Annotated in this window: 15 protein-coding genes; 5 read left to right on the top strand and 10 right to left on the bottom strand. The window is 71.8% G+C overall.

The genetic code is table 11. The features are described 5' to 3' along the window. Positions 1-73: 73 nt before the first annotated feature. Positions 74-1,837, bottom strand: a complete 1,764-nt coding sequence (locus VLF38_RS05885; protein WP_325270353.1) for an ATP-binding protein — start codon at positions 1,835-1,837, stop codon at positions 74-76. 369 nt (positions 1,838-2,206) lie between these two features. Next, positions 2,207-2,608: a nuclear transport factor 2 family protein gene (locus tag VLF38_RS05880; protein WP_325270352.1), complete on the bottom strand. Its 402-nt coding sequence runs from the start codon at positions 2,606-2,608 to the stop codon at positions 2,207-2,209. Between the two features lie 219 nt (positions 2,609-2,827). On the opposite strand from VLF38_RS05880, the gene VLF38_RS05875 reads away from it, so the two are divergent. After that, positions 2,828-4,048 (top strand): acyl-CoA dehydrogenase family protein, encoded by a 1,221-nt coding sequence (locus VLF38_RS05875; protein ID WP_325270351.1) that lies wholly within the window; start codon positions 2,828-2,830, stop codon positions 4,046-4,048. A gap of 47 nt (positions 4,049-4,095) precedes the next feature. Here the strand turns inward: VLF38_RS05875 and VLF38_RS05870 are convergent, their stop codons facing one another. Beyond that, positions 4,096-4,815: a GAF and ANTAR domain-containing protein gene (locus VLF38_RS05870; protein WP_325270350.1), complete on the bottom strand. Its 720-nt coding sequence runs from the start codon at positions 4,813-4,815 to the stop codon at positions 4,096-4,098. 278 nt (positions 4,816-5,093) lie between these two features. Between VLF38_RS05870 and VLF38_RS05865 the strand changes: the two genes are divergently transcribed. Next, positions 5,094-5,810 (top strand): ANTAR domain-containing protein, encoded by a 717-nt coding sequence (locus VLF38_RS05865; RefSeq protein ID WP_325270349.1) that lies wholly within the window; start codon positions 5,094-5,096, stop codon positions 5,808-5,810. Positions 5,811-5,973: 163 nt separating this feature from the next. Here VLF38_RS05865 and chrA read toward each other — a convergent pair whose 3' ends face one another. The 7 genes from chrA to VLF38_RS05830 all read right to left on the bottom strand — a co-directional run bounded on the left by chrA (position 5,974) and on the right by VLF38_RS05830 (position 10,565). Continuing rightward, complete coding sequence (chrA, locus tag VLF38_RS05860; protein WP_325270348.1) at positions 5,974-7,359, bottom strand: chromate efflux transporter; 1,386 nt, start codon at positions 7,357-7,359, stop codon at positions 5,974-5,976. Between the two features lie 57 nt (positions 7,360-7,416). Further along, positions 7,417-7,686 (bottom strand): hypothetical protein, encoded by a 270-nt coding sequence (locus VLF38_RS05855; RefSeq protein WP_325270347.1) that lies wholly within the window; start codon positions 7,684-7,686, stop codon positions 7,417-7,419. A gap of 116 nt (positions 7,687-7,802) precedes the next feature. Further along, a complete protein-coding gene (locus VLF38_RS05850; protein WP_325270346.1) occupies positions 7,803-8,549 on the bottom strand; it encodes an ABC transporter ATP-binding protein in 747 nt (248 codons plus the stop codon). Continuing rightward, positions 8,546-9,214, bottom strand: a complete 669-nt coding sequence (gene cbiQ, locus VLF38_RS05845; protein ID WP_325270345.1) for a cobalt ECF transporter T component CbiQ — start codon at positions 9,212-9,214, stop codon at positions 8,546-8,548. Before cbiQ ends, VLF38_RS05850 begins: the two co-directional genes overlap by 4 nt. 14 nt (positions 9,215-9,228) lie before the next feature. Beyond that, positions 9,229-9,534 carry a PDGLE domain-containing protein gene (locus tag VLF38_RS05840; protein WP_325270344.1) on the bottom strand — a complete coding sequence of 102 codons (306 nt, stop codon included), beginning with the start codon at positions 9,532-9,534 and terminating at the stop codon, positions 9,229-9,231. Beyond that, positions 9,531-10,223 carry an energy-coupling factor ABC transporter permease gene (locus VLF38_RS05835; protein WP_325270343.1) on the bottom strand — a complete coding sequence of 231 codons (693 nt, stop codon included), beginning with the start codon at positions 10,221-10,223 and terminating at the stop codon, positions 9,531-9,533. Before VLF38_RS05835 ends, VLF38_RS05840 begins: the two co-directional genes overlap by 4 nt. Before the next feature lie 138 nt (positions 10,224-10,361). Next, the gene (locus VLF38_RS05830) at positions 10,362-10,565 is read right to left on the bottom strand and encodes a DUF6458 family protein (RefSeq protein ID WP_325270342.1); all 204 of its coding nucleotides are present in this window, start codon (positions 10,563-10,565) and stop codon (positions 10,362-10,364) included. A gap of 291 nt (positions 10,566-10,856) precedes the next feature. Here VLF38_RS05830 and recC point away from each other — a divergent pair, with 291 nt between their 5' ends. Genes recC through recD form a run of 3 tightly spaced genes read left to right on the top strand, consistent with a single transcriptional unit; the run spans position 10,857 to position 19,548 of the window. After that, positions 10,857-14,327 (top strand): exodeoxyribonuclease V subunit gamma, encoded by a 3,471-nt coding sequence (gene recC, locus VLF38_RS05825; RefSeq protein ID WP_325270341.1) that lies wholly within the window; start codon positions 10,857-10,859, stop codon positions 14,325-14,327. Then, positions 14,324-17,767 carry a UvrD-helicase domain-containing protein gene (locus tag VLF38_RS05820; RefSeq protein WP_325270340.1) on the top strand — a complete coding sequence of 1,148 codons (3,444 nt, stop codon included), beginning with the start codon at positions 14,324-14,326 and terminating at the stop codon, positions 17,765-17,767. Before recC ends, VLF38_RS05820 begins: the two co-directional genes overlap by 4 nt. Next, entirely contained in the window at positions 17,764-19,548 is a 1,785-nt protein-coding gene (gene recD, locus VLF38_RS05815) for an exodeoxyribonuclease V subunit alpha (protein WP_325270339.1), read from the top strand. The genes VLF38_RS05820 and recD overlap by 4 nt, the downstream gene beginning before the upstream one ends. Positions 19,549-19,552 lie beyond the last annotated feature (4 nt).

Below are 19,552 nucleotides of genomic sequence, written 5' to 3'. Positions count from 1 at the left end.
GCGCCGCGGGGCCCCGCGCTCCGGGCATGCGGGCTGGCGCCCGGTCCCTCCGCGCACCCCGCGGCCATGCGGGTCAGTCCTCTGAATCCTCGAAGAGAGATGACTGCAGCGCCTTCGCACTCAACCGGTACTTGGTGTGCTTGCTTCCACGACCCGGTTCGGTCGGCTCCACGCTTCCCTCGGCCTTGAGCGTCCTGAGCCAATGTTCGGCCGTCTTCGGATTCAGTGACAAGAGTTCACTGATCTCGGCCTTCGAGAGCTCCGTGTGTAGGCCGAGGAGGTCCAGGACCTGCCGACGTCGATTCGGCCGCGCGCGCCGGCTCCCGCTGTGTATGTTCGCTGCGTATTCCGACAGCGTGTACCTCGCGCCGCTATGGGTTCCGGTCTGAGTCACCAACTCCCGGGCAACCAGATCCTGCAACTCAAATGTCGCGACTCGGCTGTCGGTGATTCCAGTGGCTGCGCGGTAGCTCGCATTGTCCAATACGTCGCCTCGCCGCATCAGTGCCAAGGCCGTTGACTGCGTGTCCCGAAGTCCTTCCAGGCCAAGCAACTGCAACCAAGCGACGGTTTCGTCGTCGAGGAGGGTGTGGTTCGGAAGCAGCACCTCGAAGGCCGTTGTGGTGTCCTTGAAGCGCGGGGGGCTCATGCCCGCGTGCCGCAATGCGGCGAGCATGGCGCGGATTCCGGAGCCGCGGTTCTCGCAGACGGTTCGATCCTCATCGGGTACTTCGACGTCCTCGAGGAGCTTCATGAGCAGGCTGTTTCGTGCGGAGGATCGGCCCTCCTCGCCGAGGCGCTCGATGTCCACGGCGCCGAATAGGCCGCCCGGGTTCATGATGCGGAGGCGGTCTGGATACATCTCGATCTGGACCTGAATGCCTCTCGACCCAGGGCTGAGATCACGGTGGACGAGTGCGTTGACGACGGCTTCCCGGAGGGCCTCGGGCGGGTACTCCCACATGTCACGCCGGCCCTCGCCCGTGATCATTGCCCGCCGGCTCATGTTCCGCCGGATGACTGCCAGGGCGTCAGCTGCCATGACGGGGATAGAGCCGGCAAGGCTGACGTTGTCGAGGAAGCGGACCCCGCCCTTGGTGCTCTCGCCAGAGGTGGTGGGGTAATGAACGAACGTCACGTTGAGCTGAGGGAAGAACTGCTGTGGATACCGACCGAGTGCCAAGAGCCCTGCAACGGTCGGGTGCTCGAGTCCGTCGGATCCTTTGGACACGACCTTGGTCATGCGGAGAATCACGTCTGCGGGCTCGTCGGCGAAGATCCTGGGGTTGTTTCCGCGGCATCGAGCCACGAAGGAGGCAAGCGCGCCGGCATCGAGGTCGTCGACGCTAGCCTCGAGCACGACTTCGTGGTCGAACTGAGGCTGACCGCGGTCCGCGACGATCTGCTGCACCTCCTCGGAGGTCAGTCGCCGATCGCTTTCGCCGATGCGGATGTAGCTCCCTCGTTCCTTGCCAACCGCTTTGATGTAGCAAGGCTTCTGGCTCTTGGGCAGCTCGGCGATGTCAGCGACGACGACGGCGCGGCCCTCGACTTCCGCGATTTCGAGCTGCGGCACGAGTGGAGGGGACATTTCCTCCCGACACATCGTGGCCAAGTCGGCCATGATCTTGGACGGGTCATCCAGACCAGTCACTGCGAAGCCGGCTGATTCGTGGACGCCGAGGATGATGGTTCCGCCGCCGGGAGTGTTCGAGAACGCGGAGAGTGTCTCTCGGACGCTTCGCGGGAGACCGCCGGCCGCTTGCTTGGCCTCGACGGACGTGGCCTCCGCGCCGAACTTACGGAGCTCGGCCACCAGCTGTTCGGCTGCGGTCATGCAGTCCTCCTAAGGCGACGTCCACTTAGGATGATAGCCGGATTTCTTAGGATGACGACGCGTGCGCGATCGCGTGTTGGGTCCTCCTAAGTCATCCTCCTAATAGAAGCATCACTTAGGAGGATCACGTTGCCACGCGAGACGTGTAGCGATTCAGGTAGCAACGGCCTCGAATGAACTCGAACGGATTGAGCCCTCGACAACGCTCGATCCCGCTCAGAGAGACGTCCCGAGACGGATCCATACAGGTCAGCAACGCCTACGGATCAGAAGGTTTGGGGTTCGAATCCCTACAGGCGCGCAAGACACGAAGAGCCCCTCCCGCCAATGGTGCGAGGGGCTCTTGCGTTGTCGGAAGGTGCGGGTGCCTCAGGCCTGGAGCGCCTCGGTCGCCTCTGCAGCGATCTGCGGGAACTGGGCTGCCATCGCCTGCGAGAGGGCAGTCGCCGCGGAGAGCGGCCGGACCATCACCATGAAGTCGTCGATCAGGCCGTCATCGTCGAGGTGGAGGAAGTCGCAGCCGTTGATCTCCTTGCCGTCGACGGTCGCCTTGAAGATCAGGGCGTGGTCGCGGCCGTCCTCGCTGCTGAACTCCCGGACGTAGTGGAACCCCTCGAAGACCCGGGTGACCCCGCGCAGGATGGCTGCGGTGATCGCCTTGCCGTCGTACGGCTTGAAGGCGACCGGGCTGGTGAACCGGACGTTGTCGGCCAGGAGCGCCTCCATCGCCTCGTGGTCGTTCGCCTCGACCGCGGCTCGGAACTCGCGCATGGCTCTCCTTGGTCACTTTCTTGAATGGCTGATGGCGACGCTAGGCGAGAGGTGGCTCGGGCGTCCATGCCTTCGTGCTGTCCGACACAGCGGCCTGTCTCAGATGTGCCTCCGTCGTGGGACTGACAGGATCGCCCGACCAGACCCCGGCTCACGCGAGCCGGATCGTGAAGACGTCCACCGGCCACGCATGGTCGGCCAGCGAGGAGAAGTAGCGCGATGAACGTGAAGCGGCAGTACGACGTGCTCTACCACGACCTGCTCTCACCACAGGAGGTCGTCGAGGCTCGCCTGCGTGCGCGGGAGGTTGCCGACCGGATCGTCGCGCCCGCCGCGGCGAAGATCGCGAACGGCGACGAGCAGGTCGACGGCTTCCCCCGCGAGGTCTTCGACGCCCTCGCCGCGGAGGGCCTCTTCGGCGTCGGCTTCGGCAGCGAGGTGGGCGGCCACGGTCTGGAGCACCCCGCCACGGCGACGGCGGCGACCATCGAGGAGCTCGCCTACCACTCGAGCAGCATCGGCGCGGTCTTCGACGTCCACTGCATCCTGTCGGGCAACGCGCTCAACCAGGGCACCGATGCGCAGAAGCAGAAGTGGCTGACGAAGATCGTGACGGGCGAGATCGTGGGTGCTTTCGCGACGACCGAGCCCGACGCGTCGACCGACCTCTCCATCGAGGCGCTCAAGACCGAGGCCGTGCCTGACGGCGACGGCTGGATCCTCAACGGCCACAAGCGCTGGATCTCCAACTCCCCGGTCGCGGGCGAGATCGTCGTGCTGGCGAAGACCGGCGAGCGGATGTCGATGTTCATCGTCGACACCTCGCTCCCGGGCGTCACCGTCGGCACCCCGGACCGCAAGATGGGCAACCGCGGCCAGCTCACGGCTGACGTCCACTTCCAGGACGTGCGGGTCGAGGGAGCCGAGCTCCTCGGCGGCGTCGAGGGCAACGGTCTGCGCCAGGCGCTGCAGACCCTCACCTTCGGCCGCATCGGCATCGCCGCGGCCGGCGTCGGCATGGCCCAGCGCGCCTTCGACCTGATCGTCGAGCAGGTCTCCACCCGCGAGGCGTTCGGCCGCAAGGTGGGCGCCAACCAGCACTGGCAGTTCCTCCTCGCCGACCGGGCGACCGAGATCGAGAACGCGCGCAACCTCTACCTCAAGGCCGCGCTCCGCCTCGATGCGGGCAACCCGTTCCCCGAGCCCGAGGCGGCGATGGCCAAGCTCTACGGCACCCGCCTCTCCGTCGACATCGCTCGCGACGCGGTCCAGGCGTTCGGCGGATTCGGCTTCGCGCGCGAGCTGGCAGCCGATGGCACGCCGGGCCCCGTCGAGGCGCTCTATCGCGACTCCAAGATCGGGGAGATCTACGAGGGGACCAACGAGATCCAGAAGTGGGTCATCGCGCGCCAGATCCTCGGTCGCGACATCACCGGCTGACCCCGGCAGCAGCGGCGGCCGGTGCTGACACCGGCCGCCGCTGACGCTCAGTTGGAGGGCGCCGCCTGCGCGTTGTGCTGGTCGACGAGCGTGCTCGCGACGTGGGCCAGCCGCTTGTTCAGGGTGCTCGACACGCGGCGCAGCATGGCGAGCGCCTCCTCGTCGTCCACCGAGTGCGTGGCCATCAGGATTCCGACGGCCTTGCCGATCTCGCGGTTGCTGGCGAGGCCGTCGCGCAGGGTCCTGGCCTCTTCCTTCTGGCCCGCCGCGGCAACGGCCACGGAGGCGAAGGAGCCCAGGATCGCGGCCATGTCCGCGGACTCGGCGGTGAACGCGCCAGCGGTGTCGGAGAAGAGGTTGAGGGCGCCCGCCTTGCGATCGCCGACGATGACCCGGAAGCCGATCATCCCGCGCACAGGTGTCTCGCGCAGGGCCCGTTCGGCGAGCTTGGGCCACGTCGGCTCGTGGCTGATGTCGGCGTCCCACTCGAACCGCTGGGTGCGAATGGCGTCCATGCACGGGCCTTCGCCGGTCTCCCACTCGAGACGGTCGATGAGCGCCGCGACCTCGTCGGTCGTCGCCTGCAGCTCGGGGCGAGAGCCGCCCCGCACCGTCACGATGCACGCGTGGTCGCAGCCCGGAACCAGCTCGACGGCAGAGCGACAGAGCTGCTGGTACACCTCGGGGTAGGTGTCAGCGCGATAGGCGGTCCGGGCGAGCTCCTGAAAAGCCTCGGAGCTCCCGAACCGGGGAACGTCGACGGACATCGATGATCACTCTCCCTCCAGTGACGATGGATGGCATCGCCCAGAGACGGCCCCGCTTCTCGAGCCAGCCTGATCATTCCACGGGTCGCGGACGGGCACAGCGAATCACCGCTGACGTCGCGCGAGGGGCGGGGGAGGGGTACGACCCGACCCATGCCGGCGTGCCATAATCACTCTGGCTCAAGAAGCAAGGGCCACCCGTGCAAGCCGCGACGTCCGAGACTGTGCTGAAGACACAGCACCACCGGGGGTCGGTCGGCCGTCTTTCGGCGGGTGGAATGTCCCTCACAGCTGCGTCCGACGCCCCTCGGCCCGTCGGCCGGTTCCAGTACCGCTGGTCGTCCGGCACCTGGGACTGGGACGTCGTCATGTTCGATCTCCATGGCGTGAACCCGGGCCGGCAGGCGCCGCGCACCGAGGCGCTCCTCGATCTGATCCATGCAGACGACCAGCCGAGGCTGGTCACCCTCCTGGACTCCATGGTCGTGCCTGATCGCTACAGCGTCTTCTATCGGACGCGCGCCACCCCGGAACGCCACCTGCTACTGGTGGCCCACTCGAAGCCGGGCCGTGGGGAGGCACTTGCTGCAGAGGGCTTCGTCGTCGACGTCACCGACGTGCTGCAGCAGAGCAGGGAAGAGGCGGTGCAGGCCGCACTCTCGGCAGCCCTCGACGGTCGCGACACGATCGAGCAGGCCAAGGGGATGCTGATGCTGGTCTACGCCCTCAGCGCGGACCAGGCGTTCGCGCTGCTGGGCTGGTGGTCCTCGAACAGGAACGTCCGGGTCAGGGTGCTCGCGGAGCGGCTCGTCGACGACGCGGCTCGCGGTGGCTTCGCCCAGCCGGACCTCCGCGTCGCGTTCGACCGCCTTCTGTACGACCTCACGTCCCCGCTCGGGAGCACCTCGCCCGAGCAGGTCCTCGAGGCGCCGGAGGGCGGCCCCGCCCTGAGCACCTCCGACTGGGACGGTGCCGCCTGCTCACCGCCGGGATGAGGTCGCGGCCTCAGCCGCAGGGAGCGCCCTCGCAGCACGGGCGGATGTAGCCGCAGCCGTCGCAGCGTTCGTGGGATGTCTCCCACCGCATCAGCGTGTCGCAGTTGGGACAGGGTTCGGTCAGGTCGGCCACGGGGCAAGGCTACGGCGCGAGGACCACGCCTCAGAGGAGGCGCGACACCAGCGTCGCGACCAGGCCGAGGACGGCACAGACGCCGAGGACCCGCATGGTCGACCACCCGATGCGGAAGATCAGCACCATCGCGATGGCGGTGATCGCCCACGCTGTCGGGTTCCACGACGCCAGCACCGGCAGGTCCAGGTGGACCGGGCCCCAGCGGTGGGCGACGACCTGGTCGAAGAGGTTGTGCAGGGCGAAGAAGACCGCCAGGTTCGCGATCACGCCGACGACCGCCGCGGTGATGCCGGTGAGGGCGGCCGAGAGGTGGTGGTTGCTGCGGAGCCGCTCGACGTACGGCGCGCCCAGGAAGATGAAGAGGAAGCAGGGCACGAAGGTCACCCAGGTGACGAGGAACGACGCGAGCACCGCCGCGACCCACGGGTCCAGCGAGCCCGGGTTGCGGTAGGCACCGACGAAGGCCACGAACTGCACGACCATGATCAGCGGACCGGGGGTGGTCTCCGCGAGCGCGAGGCCGCGGACCATCTCGCCGGCCTTCAGCCAGCCGAAGACGTTGACCGCCTGGTGGGCGACGTAGGAGAGCACGGCGTACGCACCGCCGAAGGTCACGACGGCTGCGCCGGAGAAGAAGAGGCTCTGGTCGACGAAGACGCTGTTGCGCGAGAAGACGATCGCGGCGAGAACGACGGGCGCGAACCAGAGCACCAGGCCCAGCGCGAGGATCTTGCCGTTGCGCCCGAGCGAGGGCGCCTCGTGGTGCAGCGCGTCATCGCTGATGAGCGGCGCCGGACCGTCTGCGGAGCGGTGTGACGGTGCCGTGAGGATCGCCGGGATCCGGCGGCTCAGCAGCCAGCCCAGCGCGGCCGCGACCGCGATCACCACCGGGAACGGCACCTTGAAGACGGTGAGCGCGAGGAACGACGCCACCGCCAGCGCGACCAGCGCCGGATGGTGCAACGCCTTCTTGCCCACCCGCTGCACGGCATGGACCACGATCGCGATGACCGCGGGAGCCAGGCCGGCGAAGAGTCCCGTCACCAGGGTGGTCGAGCCGGCGCCGACGTACAGCGCGGAGAGGGCGAGGAGCGCGACCACGCCGGGGAGCACGAAGAGGATGCCCGCGATGAGGCCGCCGGCGTAGCCGTTGAGGAGCCAGCCGATGTAGATCGCGAGCTGCTGAGCCTCAGGGCCCGGCAGGAGCATGCAGTAGTTGAGCGCGTGGAGGAAGCGCTGCTGGCCGATCCAGCGCTTCTCGTCGACGAGCTTGTGCTGCATCACGGCGATCTGCCCCGCGGGGCCACCGAAGGTCTGCAAGGAGATCGCGAACCAGGTCCTGGTGGCTACCCTCAGCGGGATCAGGTCGCCGTCGCGGGCGATGCTCCTGCGGTTGCTCGTCTCCTCGGCCACGCGCACAGGTTAAGCCCTGTCAACAGGTAGACATTCGTCGCCCGTGGGCCGGACGACTCAGGAGGCGGTGCGCAGCAACGCGTTGCTCACCAGGAACCTGTCGGCGTCCTCGCGCAGGACCCGAGCGGCGACCCGATGGGCGGTGACGCTCTCGGGGCACGCCTCCCAGTACGGCGTACGGGCGGCCTCGGTGACGGCCAGCTCCTCCTCGGCGGCAGCGAGCCGGAGCAGCTCCTTGCGCATGAGCATGGCCAGCGCCGCGTCCGGCGGCAGCACGGGGCTCGCGTCGTTCTCGTCCATGCCACCCACCTCCACTCGTCCGGTCATCTCCTGACCGTACGGGCGCCGGGGCGTCGCGCGCATCGACCGGCAGGGTGCACCGCGACGCCCGTTCGGGTGGTCACGACCCCCTCCGGATGGAGGACACGTGGACCACCGATGCGTCAGCTCCGGGTCGCAGCAGGGTCGAAGCCGAAGGGCAGCTCGAGGCGGTGGGCCCGCATCAGCGCCTCGTCCGTCAGCACGTCGTACGTCGGGCCGTCAGCCGCGACCACGCCGTCCGACAGCACGATCGACCGCTCGCAGAGCTGGAGCGCGTAAGGCAGGTCGTGGGTGACCATCAGCAGCGTGATGTCGAGAGACACGAGGATCTCGGCGAGCTCGCGGCGGGAGGCGGGGTCGAGGTTCGACGAGGGCTCGTCGAGCACCAGGATCTCCGGCGACATCGCCAGGACCGTGGCCACCGCGACGCGGCGCCGCTGGCCGAAGGAGAGATGGTGCGGCGGGCGATCGGCGTACGCCTCCATGCCGACGCGGGCCAGGGCGTCCATGACCACGGAGTCGAGCTCCGCACCCCGCAGGCCGAGGTTCTTCGGGCCGAAGGCGACGTCCTCGCGCACGGTCGGCATGAAGAGCTGGTCGTCGGGGTCCTGGAAGACGACGCCGACCCGCCTCCGGATCTCCTTGAGGTTCTTCTTCGTGACCGGGAGCCCGGAGACCGCGACCGATCCCGCGCCTCCGGTGAGGATGCCGTTGAGGTGGTGCACCAGCGTGGTCTTGCCCGCGCCGTTGGGGCCGAGCAGGGCGACCCGCTCGCCCTGGTGGACGTGGAGGTCGACGCCGAAGAGCGCCTGGTGGCCGTCGGGGTAGGCGAAGGCCAGACCGCGTACGTCGAGGACGGGAGTGCTCACGAGGGCATCCTGCCGTCGTAGCCGCGGGAGACCATCGCCAGGTGGACCCGCTCGCCGCGCTCGTAGGAGCGGATGAAGAGTGCGCCCACCGACTTCGCGAGCACCGGCCAGTGCCGCGGGTCGCGCGCGACGAAGCCGCGGGAGGCGAGGGCGATGTTCTGCCGGCGCAGGTCGTCGGCGACCACCTCGAGGTAGCGGATCATGAACGCCGCGATCTGGACCAGGGCCGAGGGGAGCCGGAGCCGCTCGAGGCCGCCGACCAGCTCGGGCGGGGAGGTCGTGGCGGCGAGCGTGAGGCCGGCGATCACGCCGAGCGTGCCCTTGGCGAGCAGCGTCCACGCAGCGAGGAGACCGCTCTGGCTGACAGCGACCCCGAGCACCTCCACCTGCGGACCGTGCGCGATGAACGGCATCAGCACGGCGAACACGACGAACGGCACCTCGACCAGCATCCGCGGCAGGAGCCAGGTCAACGGCACGCGAGCGACGGCCACCACGGTGAGCACCAGCGCCAGCCAGACGCCGTACGCCGGATACCAGTGGCCCGGCGTCGCAACGACCAGCAGCATGAAGCCGAACAGGGTGAGGATCTTCAGGTGCGCGGGTGCGCGGTGCACCGGCGAGTGGCCGTGCACGTGCATCGCCTGGCCGTGGCCGGCGCCCACGTCAGGCGTCCATCTCAGGCGTCCGGCGTGGAGCGGCGGCGCACCAGCCAGGTCAGCGCCAGCCCGAGTGCGAGGCAGACCACGACGCCGATGACTCCGGCCAGGCCACCGGAGAGACGGCTGTCGTCGATGCCGCGGACGCCGTAGTCGGCGAGGGGACCGTCGGCGCTGGCGTGCTCCTGCGCCGAGCCCAGGAAGCCGGTCTCGCCGGCGACGTACTCCAGACCGTCGGGCGACCCGGAGGCGTAGTAGCTGAGGACGCCGGCGACCAGCAGCGCGGCGACGAGCAGGACGGCGTAGAACGTGCGGTTGCGGATCACGCGACTGCCTCCGGCGTGCGGATCTCGAGGGCGCGCTCGGCGATCAGCGGGCGGGCGGCGTGGACCAGGTCGGGCCGGGTGGCGACCACCGAGCTGATCACGAGCGCGGTGATGACCGCTTCGCCGATGCCGATGACGGTGTGCCAGCCGAGCATTGCGGCAAGGACCGCGCCGAGCGAGACGTCGGCGACGCCACCGATCGCGAAGAGGCCGGTGAAGACCGCCGCGGCAGCGGGCACCGACAGGGCCGCGCCGAGGGCGGCGGCCGGCACCACCGACGCCGGGTGGCGGGGGAGCAGCGCGCGGACGAGCACGATGACGGCCCAGCCGACGCCGACGCCGACGATGCCCATGAGCGTGATGTTGGTGCCGAGTGCGGTGAGGCCGCCGTCGGCGAAGAGCAGCGCCTGGACGAGGAGCACGACGCTCATCACCAGCACGCCGGTCCAGGGGCCGACGAGTGCGGCCGCGAGGGCGCCGCCGAGAAGGTGTCCGCTCGTGCCGGCGCCGACCGGGAAGTTGATCATCTGCGTCGCGAAGACGAAGGCGGCCACGAGGCCGGCCAGGGGGGCGGTGCGCTCGTCGAGCTCCTTGCGCGCGCCGCGCAGCGCGAGAGCCACGCCGGCCACGGCGACCGCTCCCGTCGCGAGCGACGTCGACGCGTCGAGGAATCCGTCAGGGACGTGCATCCGTCCACCCCTCCTTGTTGCGAATCACTTGCAACAAGGAGACTAACGCAGGCGGCCAGCGCCGCCACCGGGGGCATCCGGCGTACGACGGCCGCGCACCCGGGGTGCGCGGCCGTCGGGACGGTCAGTGCATGCGCGTCAGCGCGCGGGGCCGTCGTAGTAGGTCTCACCACGGCGCCACGGCGGGGCGACGACGAGCGACAGCACGATCGCCAGCACGCCGGCGATGACGAGGATCCAGCCGAGGGCGCTGTCGTCGACGAACGACAGGTCGACCTGGATGACGTCGAGCACGAACACGAGCCCCAGCACGAGCAGGATGATTCCGAGTCCGATGTACATGGGCGTCTCCTTTCCTGAGGACGCCTCTCCAGTGCCCCGAGTGGCGCGAGTGCATTCGGCCCGTGCCTGCGGGGAGTCTCGTCGGCGCCCCGTGGATGGATGTAGTCCGTTCGGGCCATGCGGATGGCCCGTCCGGAGGAGATTGGGGAGAAGGGGGCGACAATGCGGGCTCGGAGGGGTCAAGATTCTCCTGACCCCGCGGTGACCCGAGACGCCGCGGGGTCACTTCATTTCCCGGGGCCGTGTCGCCGGCCCCGCGCACCTGTCGGCGCCGCCTGACATCCTGTCGCCGTGACGCTGTACCTCCACCGCGCAGAGCGCACCGACCTGCTCGCCGACGGGCTGGCGGACCTGCTGGGCGGCTCGCCGCTCGCGGATCCGTTCGCCCGCGAGCTGGTCGTCGTGCCCGCGCGTGGCGTGGAGCGGTGGCTGACGCAGCGGCTCGCGCACCGACTCGGCACGGGGGAGCGTGGCGGCGACGGGGTCTGCGCGGGCGTCGACTTCGCCAGCCCGCGGTCGCTGGTCTCGATGCTCCTGGGCCGCGAGCGCGACGACCCGTGGGACCCCGACCGGCTGGTCTGGCCGCTGCTCGAGGTGATCGACGCGGCCGCCGGCGAGCCGTGGTGCCGTGTGCTCGCGGACCACCTGGGCCTCACGGGTCAGCCCGACGACCTGCGCCGCAACCGGCGCTACGCCGTCGCCCGCCGCCTCGCCGGCCTCTTCAGCGCGTACGCCGTGCAGCGGCCGCCGCTCGTCGCCGCCTGGAGGGAGGGGCGTGACGAGGACGGCCTCGGGGCACCGCTTGCCGACGACCTCGGCTGGCAGCCCGAGCTCTGGCGCCGGCTCTGTGAGCGGGTGGGCGGCCCGGCTCCCGACGAGCGCCACGCGCGCATCGTCGAGGCGCTCCGCGAGGGCGACGTCGACTGGCCCGGTCGTCCCCTCGACCTGCCGTCCCGGCTCTCCCTCTTCGGCCACACCCGCATCCCGTCGACCGAGCGCGACCTGATCTCCGCGCTCGCCGCACACCGCGACGTCCATCTCTGGCTGCCGCAGGCCTCGGCCGCTGCGTGGGAGCGGCTCGCGCCGGCCGTCGCCGCCGGCCCGGTGCCGCGCGACCGCGACGAGTCGGCGCTCCTCGTCGAGCACCCGCTGCTCGCCTCCCTCGGGCGTGACGCCCGCGAGCTGCAGCGGACGCTGGCGGCGGTGGAGTCGACGGACCTGCCGGTCACCGCGTCGGAGTCCGCACGACCACAAGCGCAGGTTCGCGTGACCACAGGTGCGGGTTCGAGCGGAGGCACGGTGCTCGGCTGGCTCCAGCACGACCTGCGCCACGACACGGTGCCCGACGACGCGCTCCGGGCTGCCCGCACGCGCGAGGCGGAGGACCGGTCGGTCCAGGTGCATGCCTGTCACGGCGCGGCGCGGCAGGTCGACGTGCTGCGGGAGGTGCTGGTCGGCCTGCTCGCCGACGACCCGACGCTCGAGCCGCGCGACATCCTGGTGATGTGCCCCGACGTGGAGGCCTACGCGCCGCTCATCGCGGCGGCGTTCGGCATGGCGTCGGTCGCTGCGCTCCCCGCCCGCTCCGCGAAGGCAGACGCGGGCGGGGCCGACGGGCACCCCGGTCACCGGCTGCGGGTCCGGCTCGCCGACCGCGCACTCTCCTCGACCAACCCGCTGCTCGGCCTCGCGGCGACCCTCGTCGAGCTGGCGGGTGGCCGGCTCACCGCGACGGAGGTGCTCGACCTGGCTGGCGCGGCTCCGGTGCGCCTCCGGTTCGGGTTCGACGACGACGAGATCGACCGGGTCCGCGGCTGGATCGCGGAGTCGGGCGTGCGGTGGGGCTTCGACGCCGGTCACCGGGGCCGCTACGGCCTCGACCTCGGTGCCAACACCTGGGCTGCCGGTCTCGACCGGGTGCTGCTCGGCGTTGCCGTCGCCGGTGACGCGCATCGGCACGTGGGAGCGGTCCTGCCGCTCGACGACATCGGGTCGGGCGACGTCGACCTCGCCGGCCGGTTCACCGAGCTGCTCGACCGGGTCCACGCGTTCGTCGCGCGTGCCGGGGCGGCCCGCGGTGTCGACGCGTGGGCGCGGGTCCTCCGCGACGGCGTCAACGCACTCGCGCGGGCCGAGGAGCCGTGGCAGCAGGCCGAGTTCGAGCGGGAGATCGGCCGCCTCGATGACGGCTCTGTGGCGACTGCGCTGGGCCTCGCCGACGTCCGCACGCTGCTCAAGCAGCGCCTCGGTGGGCGCCCGACGCGCGCCAGCTTCCGCACCGGCACGCTCACGGTCTGCACGATGGTGCCGATGCGCTCGGTGCCGCACCGGGTGGTCGCGCTGCTCGGGCTCGACGACGGCGTCTTCCCGCGGCAGACCATCGCCGACGGCGACGACGTGCTGGCCCGCCGGCCGGTCACCGGCGAGCGCGACGTCCGTGCCGAGGACCGCCAGCTGCTGCTCGACGCCATCCTCGCCGCGCGCGAGACGCTGGTCGTCACCTACACCGGTGCAGGAGAGCACACCGGAGCACCCCGGCCACCGGCGGTGCCGCTCGGCGAGCTCCTCGAAGCCGTCGCGCTGACCACGGCCGACGACGTCACCGACCTCCATGTCCACCACCCGCTCCAGCCGTTCGACGAGAAGAACCTCCGTCCCGGTGCGCTGGTGCCCGCGCGGCCGTTCAGCTTCGACGCCGCCGCGCTCGTCGGCGCCGAGGCATCGCGGGGCACGCGCGAGCAGGTGGGCGTGCTCTGCCCGGACCCGCTCACCGGTCTCCTGCCGGCCCCCGAGGGCGAGCCGCTGGAGCTCGCGCTGGCCGACCTCAAGGCCTTCTTCGCCCACCCGGTCCGCGGATTCCTGCGCGACCGCCTCGGCCTCGCAGCGCCGCTCGAGGCCGATCCGCTCTCCGATGCCGTGCCGATCGAGCTCGGTCCGCTCGAGCGCTGGGCGGTTGGCGACCGCCTGGTGCGCGACGTGCTCGCCGGGATGAGCCCCGGCGACGGCATGACCGCCGAGCTCCTGCGCGGCCTCCTGCCCCCGGGCGCCCTCGGGCAGCGCGAGCTGGCCACCGTGGTCAAGGCCGTGCAGCCCCTCGTCACCCAGGCGATGCACCTGCGGCAGGGCACGCCCCGTGCGGTCGACGTCGACATCGCCCTCCGGGTCGCCGGGCGCGACGTCCGCCTGACCGGCACCGTCACCGATGTCTTCGGCCCCGACATCGTGACGGTCACCTACTCCAGCCTCGGCGCGAAGCAGCGGTTCGCCGCCTGGCTCGACCTGCTCGCGATCTCGGTCGCCCACCCCGACCAGATGTGGCGCTCCCACGCCCTCGGCAAGCAGCGCTCGGGAGCCCAGCGCGCGCTCGCCGGCCCCCTCGACGACCGCGCCACGCAGTGGCTCACCGAGGTGGTCGACGTCTGGCTCCGCGGCCAGTCCGAGCCCCTGCCGATCCCGCCGAAGACCACCCTCGCCTACGCCGAGGAGGCCGCCCGGCTCCGCCGCGGGGCCGACGCGCACCCCGACGAGCGCGCCGCGAAGGTGTGGGTCACCGACCCCTTCAACGACCTCGGCATCCCCGGCGAGGACGCCGACGCCTGGCACGTGCGCGCGTTCGGTGCCCACGCGGCGTACGACGTGCTCGCGGGGGCGCCGCGCCCGGACGAGCGCTGGGACGACGAGGAGCGCCACCGGCTCGGGCAGTACGCCTGGCGGCTGTGGGGTCCGCTCGTCACCGGCGCCGAGCTGGTGAGGTCGCTGTGAACCCGACACGCTCGATCTCCGGAGACAGCGGAAGGTTCGACATCCGCGGTCTGTTGCCGTCGGGCACGACCCTGCTCGAGGCCAGCGCCGGCACCGGCAAGACCTGGACGATCGCGGCGCTCGTGACGCGCTTCGTGGCCGAAGGCGAGGCGTTGCTCGAGCAGATGCTCGTGGTGACGTTCGGCCGGGCCGCGAGCCAGGAGCTCCGCGAGCGGGTGCGCGCGCAGCTGGTCTGTGCCGAGCGGGCGCTGGCTGCGCCGGCAGCGGTCGTCCCGGGCGAGGACGAGCTGGTCGATCTCCTCCTCGACGCCCCGCCGGCCGAGATCGCGCTGCGGGCACGGCGGCTGCGCCAGGCGCTCGCCGACTTCGACGTTGCGACGATCGCGACGATCCACCAGTTCTGCCAGCAGGTGCTCCGCGGGCTCGGTGTCGCGGGTGACTCCGACGCCGGCGCGCAGCTGGTCGAGGACCTCGACGACCTGCTCGTCGAGGTCGTCGACGACCTCTACCTCCGCGCGTACGCCGGAGCGGACACCGACGCCCAGAAGCAGCCGCCGTTCTCCCGCAAGGAGGCGCTGGCGCTCGGCCGCGCAGCGGTCGTCGACCCGCGGGCGCGGCTGGAGCCGGCCGACGCTGCGGAGGGGTCGACACCCGCAGTGCGCGTCGCCTTCGCGCAGGCGGTGCGCGGGGAGTTCGAGCGCCGCAAGCGACGGCTGGGGCTGCTCGGCTACGACGACCTGCTGGGGCAGCTGGCTGACGCGCTGGCCGAGCCCGACTCACCTGCTGCACAGCGGATGCGGGGCCGCTGGAAGGTGGTGCTGGTCGACGAGTTCCAGGACACCGACCCGGTGCAGTGGCAGGTCTTCGACCGCGCCTTCTCCGGCCACGCGACGATGGTCCTCATCGGTGACCCGAAGCAGGCGATCTACGCCTTCCGCGGCGGCGACGTCGCGACCTACCTCGCGGCGGCCGAGACCGCGCAGGCGCAGGCCACGCTCGGGATCAACTGGCGCTCCGACTCCGACCTGCTCGACGCGCTCCAGGTGGTGCTGCGGGGGGCGGCGCTCGGCGACGACCGGATCGTCGTCCACGACGTGTCGGCCCACCACCAGGGGTCGCGGCTGGAGGATACCGGGGCTCCCTTCCGCCTGCGGGTGCTCCGCGCCCAGGAGCTGGGCATGAGCGAACGCCGCGCGCCCGCGGTCGCCGCGATCCGCGAGCACCTGTGGCCCGACGTCGCCCACGACATCAAGCGGCTGCTCACCTCGGGTGCGACCTTCGAGGGCCGGCCGCTCGAGCCGGCCGACGTCGCCGTGCTCGCCCACAAGCACAGCGACCTGGCCGCGATCCAGGCGGCGCTGGCGGAGCTCGGCGTACCTTCGGTGGTCGCGGGCAACGGCAGCGTCTTCTCGACGCCGGCGGCGCGGGAGTGGCTGGGCCTCGTCGAGGCGCTGGAGCAGCCGCACCGGCCCGGGCGCGTGCGGTCGGCGGCGCTGACGTCGTTCCTCGGGCACACCGCGGCCGACCTCGCCGAGGGCGGCGACGCGCTGACCGACGACGTCGCCGAGACGGTCCGCACCTGGTCGGAGCTGGCCACGACCCGCGGCATCGCGGCCGTGATGGAGGCGGCGGTCACCGGCGGGCTCGTCGCCCGGTTGCTGCGCTGCACCGGCGGCGAGCGGCTCCTCACCGACCTGCGCCACATCGGCCAGGTGCTCCACAAGGTCGCCGCCGAGGAGCGGCTGGGCCTGGTCGCGCTCGCCGGCTGGCTCCGCGACCAGATCGCCGAGGTCCAGGCGGGGCGCCCCGACACGTCCGGCGAGCGGACCCGGCGTCTCGACTCCGATGCGGCCGCCGTGCAGCTGGTGACGATCCACGGCTCGAAGGGCCTGCAGTACCCCGTCGTCTACCTCCCCTCGCTGTGGGACCGCTGGCCGCGCGACCCCGCCGTGGCGCTCTTCCACGGCCCCGACGGCGCCCGCTGCCGCAACGTCGGCGGGCCCGGCCCGACGTGGTCGACGCACGCCGCCCTCCACCTCGCGGAGGAGGCCGGTGAAGCGCTCCGGCTGCTCTACGTCGCGCTCACGCGCGCCCAGTCGCAGGTCGTCGCGTGGTACGCCCCCGCCCCGCGCAACGCCCCCACCTCCGCCCTCCACCGCGTGTTGCTCGGTCGGCGCCCGGGCACCGCCGCCGTCCCCGACTCCCACCCGGTGGAGAGCACCGAGACGCTCCTCGCCAAGCTCGACTGGTACGCCGCCAACGGCGGCCCGCGCTGGGAGCCAGCCGTCTGGGCCAGCGTCCCGCCCGAGCCGCTCCCGACCGACCACGCGTCCCTCGCGGTGCGGACCTTCGACCGGTCGATCGACACGGCCTGGCGGCGTACGTCGTACTCCGCGCTCACCGCCGTCGACCCCACGCCGGGGTATGGCGCCACGGGGGCAGTCGGCGGCGGGCTGAGCGAGCCGGAGCTCATGCCGCGCGAGGACGAGCCCGCGCTCCTCGCGTCGGACGCCGCTCCCGCAGATGCAGGGCAAGGTGCCCGGACGGGCTCGATCGAGATCGAGGTGCCAATGGCGACGCTGCCGATGGGCGCGACATTCGGCTCGCTCGTCCACGCCGTCCTCGAGCACGCCGACCCGGCGGCACCGGACGTCGACGGCGACCTCCGCGCCGAGCTGCTCCACCAGATCGACGAGCAGCTGACCTGGTGGCCGGTCACCCTCGATCGGGAGCAGCTCGCCGACGCCCTCGTCGCGGTCTGCGACTCCCCGCTCGGTCCCCTCGCGGGCGATCTCACCCTGCGCCAGCTCGGCCGGGGTGACCGGCTCTGCGAGCTCGACTTCGAGGTCCCGCTCGCCGGCGGCGACCTCGCCCCGGTCGAGGCAGCCGGGACCAGCAGCCCTCTCCTGGGCGACCTCGTCCCCCTGCTCGAGAAGCACCTGCCCGAGGGTGACCCGGTCCGCTCCTACACAGCGGCGCTCGCCGATCCCGCGCTGGGTGGGCAGTCGCTCCGGGGCTACCTCACCGGCTCGATCGACGTCGTCCTGCGCGTCACCACGGAGAGCGGTCCGCGCTTCCTCACCGTCGACTACAAGACCAACTGGCTCGGCCAGCCCGGCCACGACCTGCGCATCGATGACTACCGGCCCGAGGCGCTCGACGCCGCGATGGGCCACTCCGACTACCCGCTCCAGGCCCTGCTGTACGTCGTGGTCCTCCACCGCTACCTGCGCTGGCGGCTGCCCGGCTACGACCCGGAGCGCCACCTCGGCGGCGTGCTCTACCTCTACCTGCGCGGCATGGCCGGTCCCGCGACCCCGCGCGACGGCGACCGCCCCTACGGCGTCTTCGCCTGGCAGCCCCCGGTCCCTCTGGTCGAGGCTGTCTCCGACCTGCTCGACGGCTCGAGGGACGGCTCGGCAGAAGGGGGTGCCCGATGACGACCGGCCTCTGGGAGTCCGACGACCCGTGGGACGTCCGGCGTGCACTGGGCGCCGGCGGCGACCTCGCGGCGTACAACGTGGCGGGGGTGCTCGAGGCGGCCGACGTCCACGTCGCACGCCGGCTGTGTGCGATCGCCGGTGACGTCGACCCGCGCAGCGCGCTGGCGGTGGCGCTCGCGGTCCGCGCGGTGCGTCACGGCTCGGTCTGCCTCGCGCTCGAGGAGGTCCCCGAGCTCGCACCCGAGCTGCCCTGGCCCGATGTCGACGAGTGGCGCGACGCCCTGACCGGGAGCAGGGTGGTCGCGTCGGGCGCGGTCGCCGTCGAGCACGGGCTGGTCTACCTCGACCGCTACCGCGCGCAGGAGCAGCAGGTCGCCGGCGACCTTGTCGCGCGCTCCGGCCGCCCGGCCCCTGACGTCGACGCGGAGCGACTCGACGCTGCCCTTGGGCGGCTCTACCCCGACCCGACGTACGCCGAGCAGCGCGTCGCCTGCGCCGGTGCGGCCACGCGCTGGACCACGGTCCTGACCGGAGGTCCCGGCACGGGCAAGACGACGACCGTGACCCGCATCCTCGCCGTACTGACCGAGCAACTGGGCCCCGATGCGCGGATCGCGCTGGCAGCGCCGACCGGCAAGGCGGCCGCCCGGCTCCAGGAGCAGGTGCTGGCCGCGGCGACCGACCTTCCAGCCGCGGACGCGGCCCGGCTCCAGGGGCTCCGGGCGACGACGCTCCATCGGCTGCTCGGGTTCCGTCGGGACAACCAGACGCGCTTCCGACACGACCGCTCCAACCGGCTCCCGCACGACCTGGTGATCGTGGACGAGACCTCCATGGTGTCGCTGACGATGATGGCCCGGCTGCTCGAGGCGGTGCGCCCCGACGCCCGCCTGGTGCTCGTCGGCGACCCCGACCAGCTCGCCTCCGTCGAGGCGGGTGCGGTGCTCGACGACCTGGTCGCGGGCTTCCGCGGACGGTCGGCATCACCCGTGGTGGAGCTCGGCACGGTCCACCGCTTCGGCGCGACGATCGGCGAGCTCGCCCAGGCGATCCGGGCCGGTGACGCCGACGCCGCGATCGCGGTCCTGCGGGCGGGTCACGACGACGTGCGCTGGGTCGAGACGGACGACCCCGCTGCCGTGGCCGAGGCGGTCCGGGCTGCCGCGCTGCCCGCCGCGATCGCCGTACGCCAGGCGGCCCTCGCGGGTGCGTCCGCCGCCGCGCTCGCCGCGCTCGACGAGCACCGCATGCTGAGCGCCCACCGCGACACCGTCCGCTGGTGGAACTCACGCGTCGAGCTCTGGCTCCGCGAGGCCGAGCCGGGGGCGACCGACCTCTTCGACCGGATGTACGCCGGCCGCCCGCTCCTCATCACCCGTAACGACCCGGGGCTGGGGCTCTACAACGGAGACACCGGGGTCGTCGTGCGTGGCGCAGACGGGCGGCCGCGTGCGGTCGTGGCTGGAGCCGGTGGTCCGGTCGAGCTCGCTCCCGGGCGCCTCGCGGACGTCGAGACGGTGCACGCGATGACGATCCACAAGAGCCAGGGCAGCCAGGCCCGCGAGGTCACGGTGCTGCTGCCCGATGCCGACTCGCGGCTGCTCACGCGCGAGCTCCTCTACACCGCGGTGACCCGTGCGCGGGGTGTCGTGCGTCTCATCGGGGGCGAGGAGGCGCTGCGGGCCGCGCTCGGGAGGCGGGCTCACCGGGCGAGCGGATTGCAGCGGCGGCTCGCCGGGTCGTTAGATTCTGCGGAGACAACCCGTACCCGGAGGTAACAAC

Origin of the sequence: Nocardioides sp. (assembly GCF_035481145.1) — a bacterium.
Classification (GTDB): domain Bacteria; phylum Actinomycetota; class Actinomycetes; order Propionibacteriales; family Nocardioidaceae; genus Nocardioides.
Note: the sequence above shows the minus strand (reverse complement) of the source record. Positions and strands in the feature narration are given on the sequence as shown.

What these genes read in the sequence shown, in the direction of transcription:
- VLF38_RS05885 (WP_325270353.1), bottom strand. Translation starts at nt 1,837, where the DNA reads ATGACCGCAGCCGAACAGCTGGTGGCCGAGCTCCGTAAGTTCGGCGCG.
- VLF38_RS05880 (WP_325270352.1), bottom strand. Translation starts at nt 2,608, where the DNA reads ATGCGCGAGTTCCGAGCCGCGGTCGAGGCGAACGACCACGAGGCGATG.
- VLF38_RS05875 (WP_325270351.1), top strand. Translation starts at nt 2,828, where the DNA reads ATGAACGTGAAGCGGCAGTACGACGTGCTCTACCACGACCTGCTCTCA.
- VLF38_RS05870 (WP_325270350.1), bottom strand. Translation starts at nt 4,815, where the DNA reads ATGTCCGTCGACGTTCCCCGGTTCGGGAGCTCCGAGGCTTTTCAGGAG.
- VLF38_RS05865 (WP_325270349.1), top strand. Translation starts at nt 5,094, where the DNA reads ATGTCCCTCACAGCTGCGTCCGACGCCCCTCGGCCCGTCGGCCGGTTC.
- VLF38_RS05855 (WP_325270347.1), bottom strand. Translation starts at nt 7,686, where the DNA reads ATGACCGGACGAGTGGAGGTGGGTGGCATGGACGAGAACGACGCGAGC.
- VLF38_RS05835 (WP_325270343.1), bottom strand. Translation starts at nt 10,223, where the DNA reads ATGCACGTCCCTGACGGATTCCTCGACGCGTCGACGTCGCTCGCGACG.
- VLF38_RS05830 (WP_325270342.1), bottom strand. Translation starts at nt 10,565, where the DNA reads ATGTACATCGGACTCGGAATCATCCTGCTCGTGCTGGGGCTCGTGTTC.
- recD (WP_325270339.1), top strand. Translation starts at nt 17,764, where the DNA reads ATGACGACCGGCCTCTGGGAGTCCGACGACCCGTGGGACGTCCGGCGT.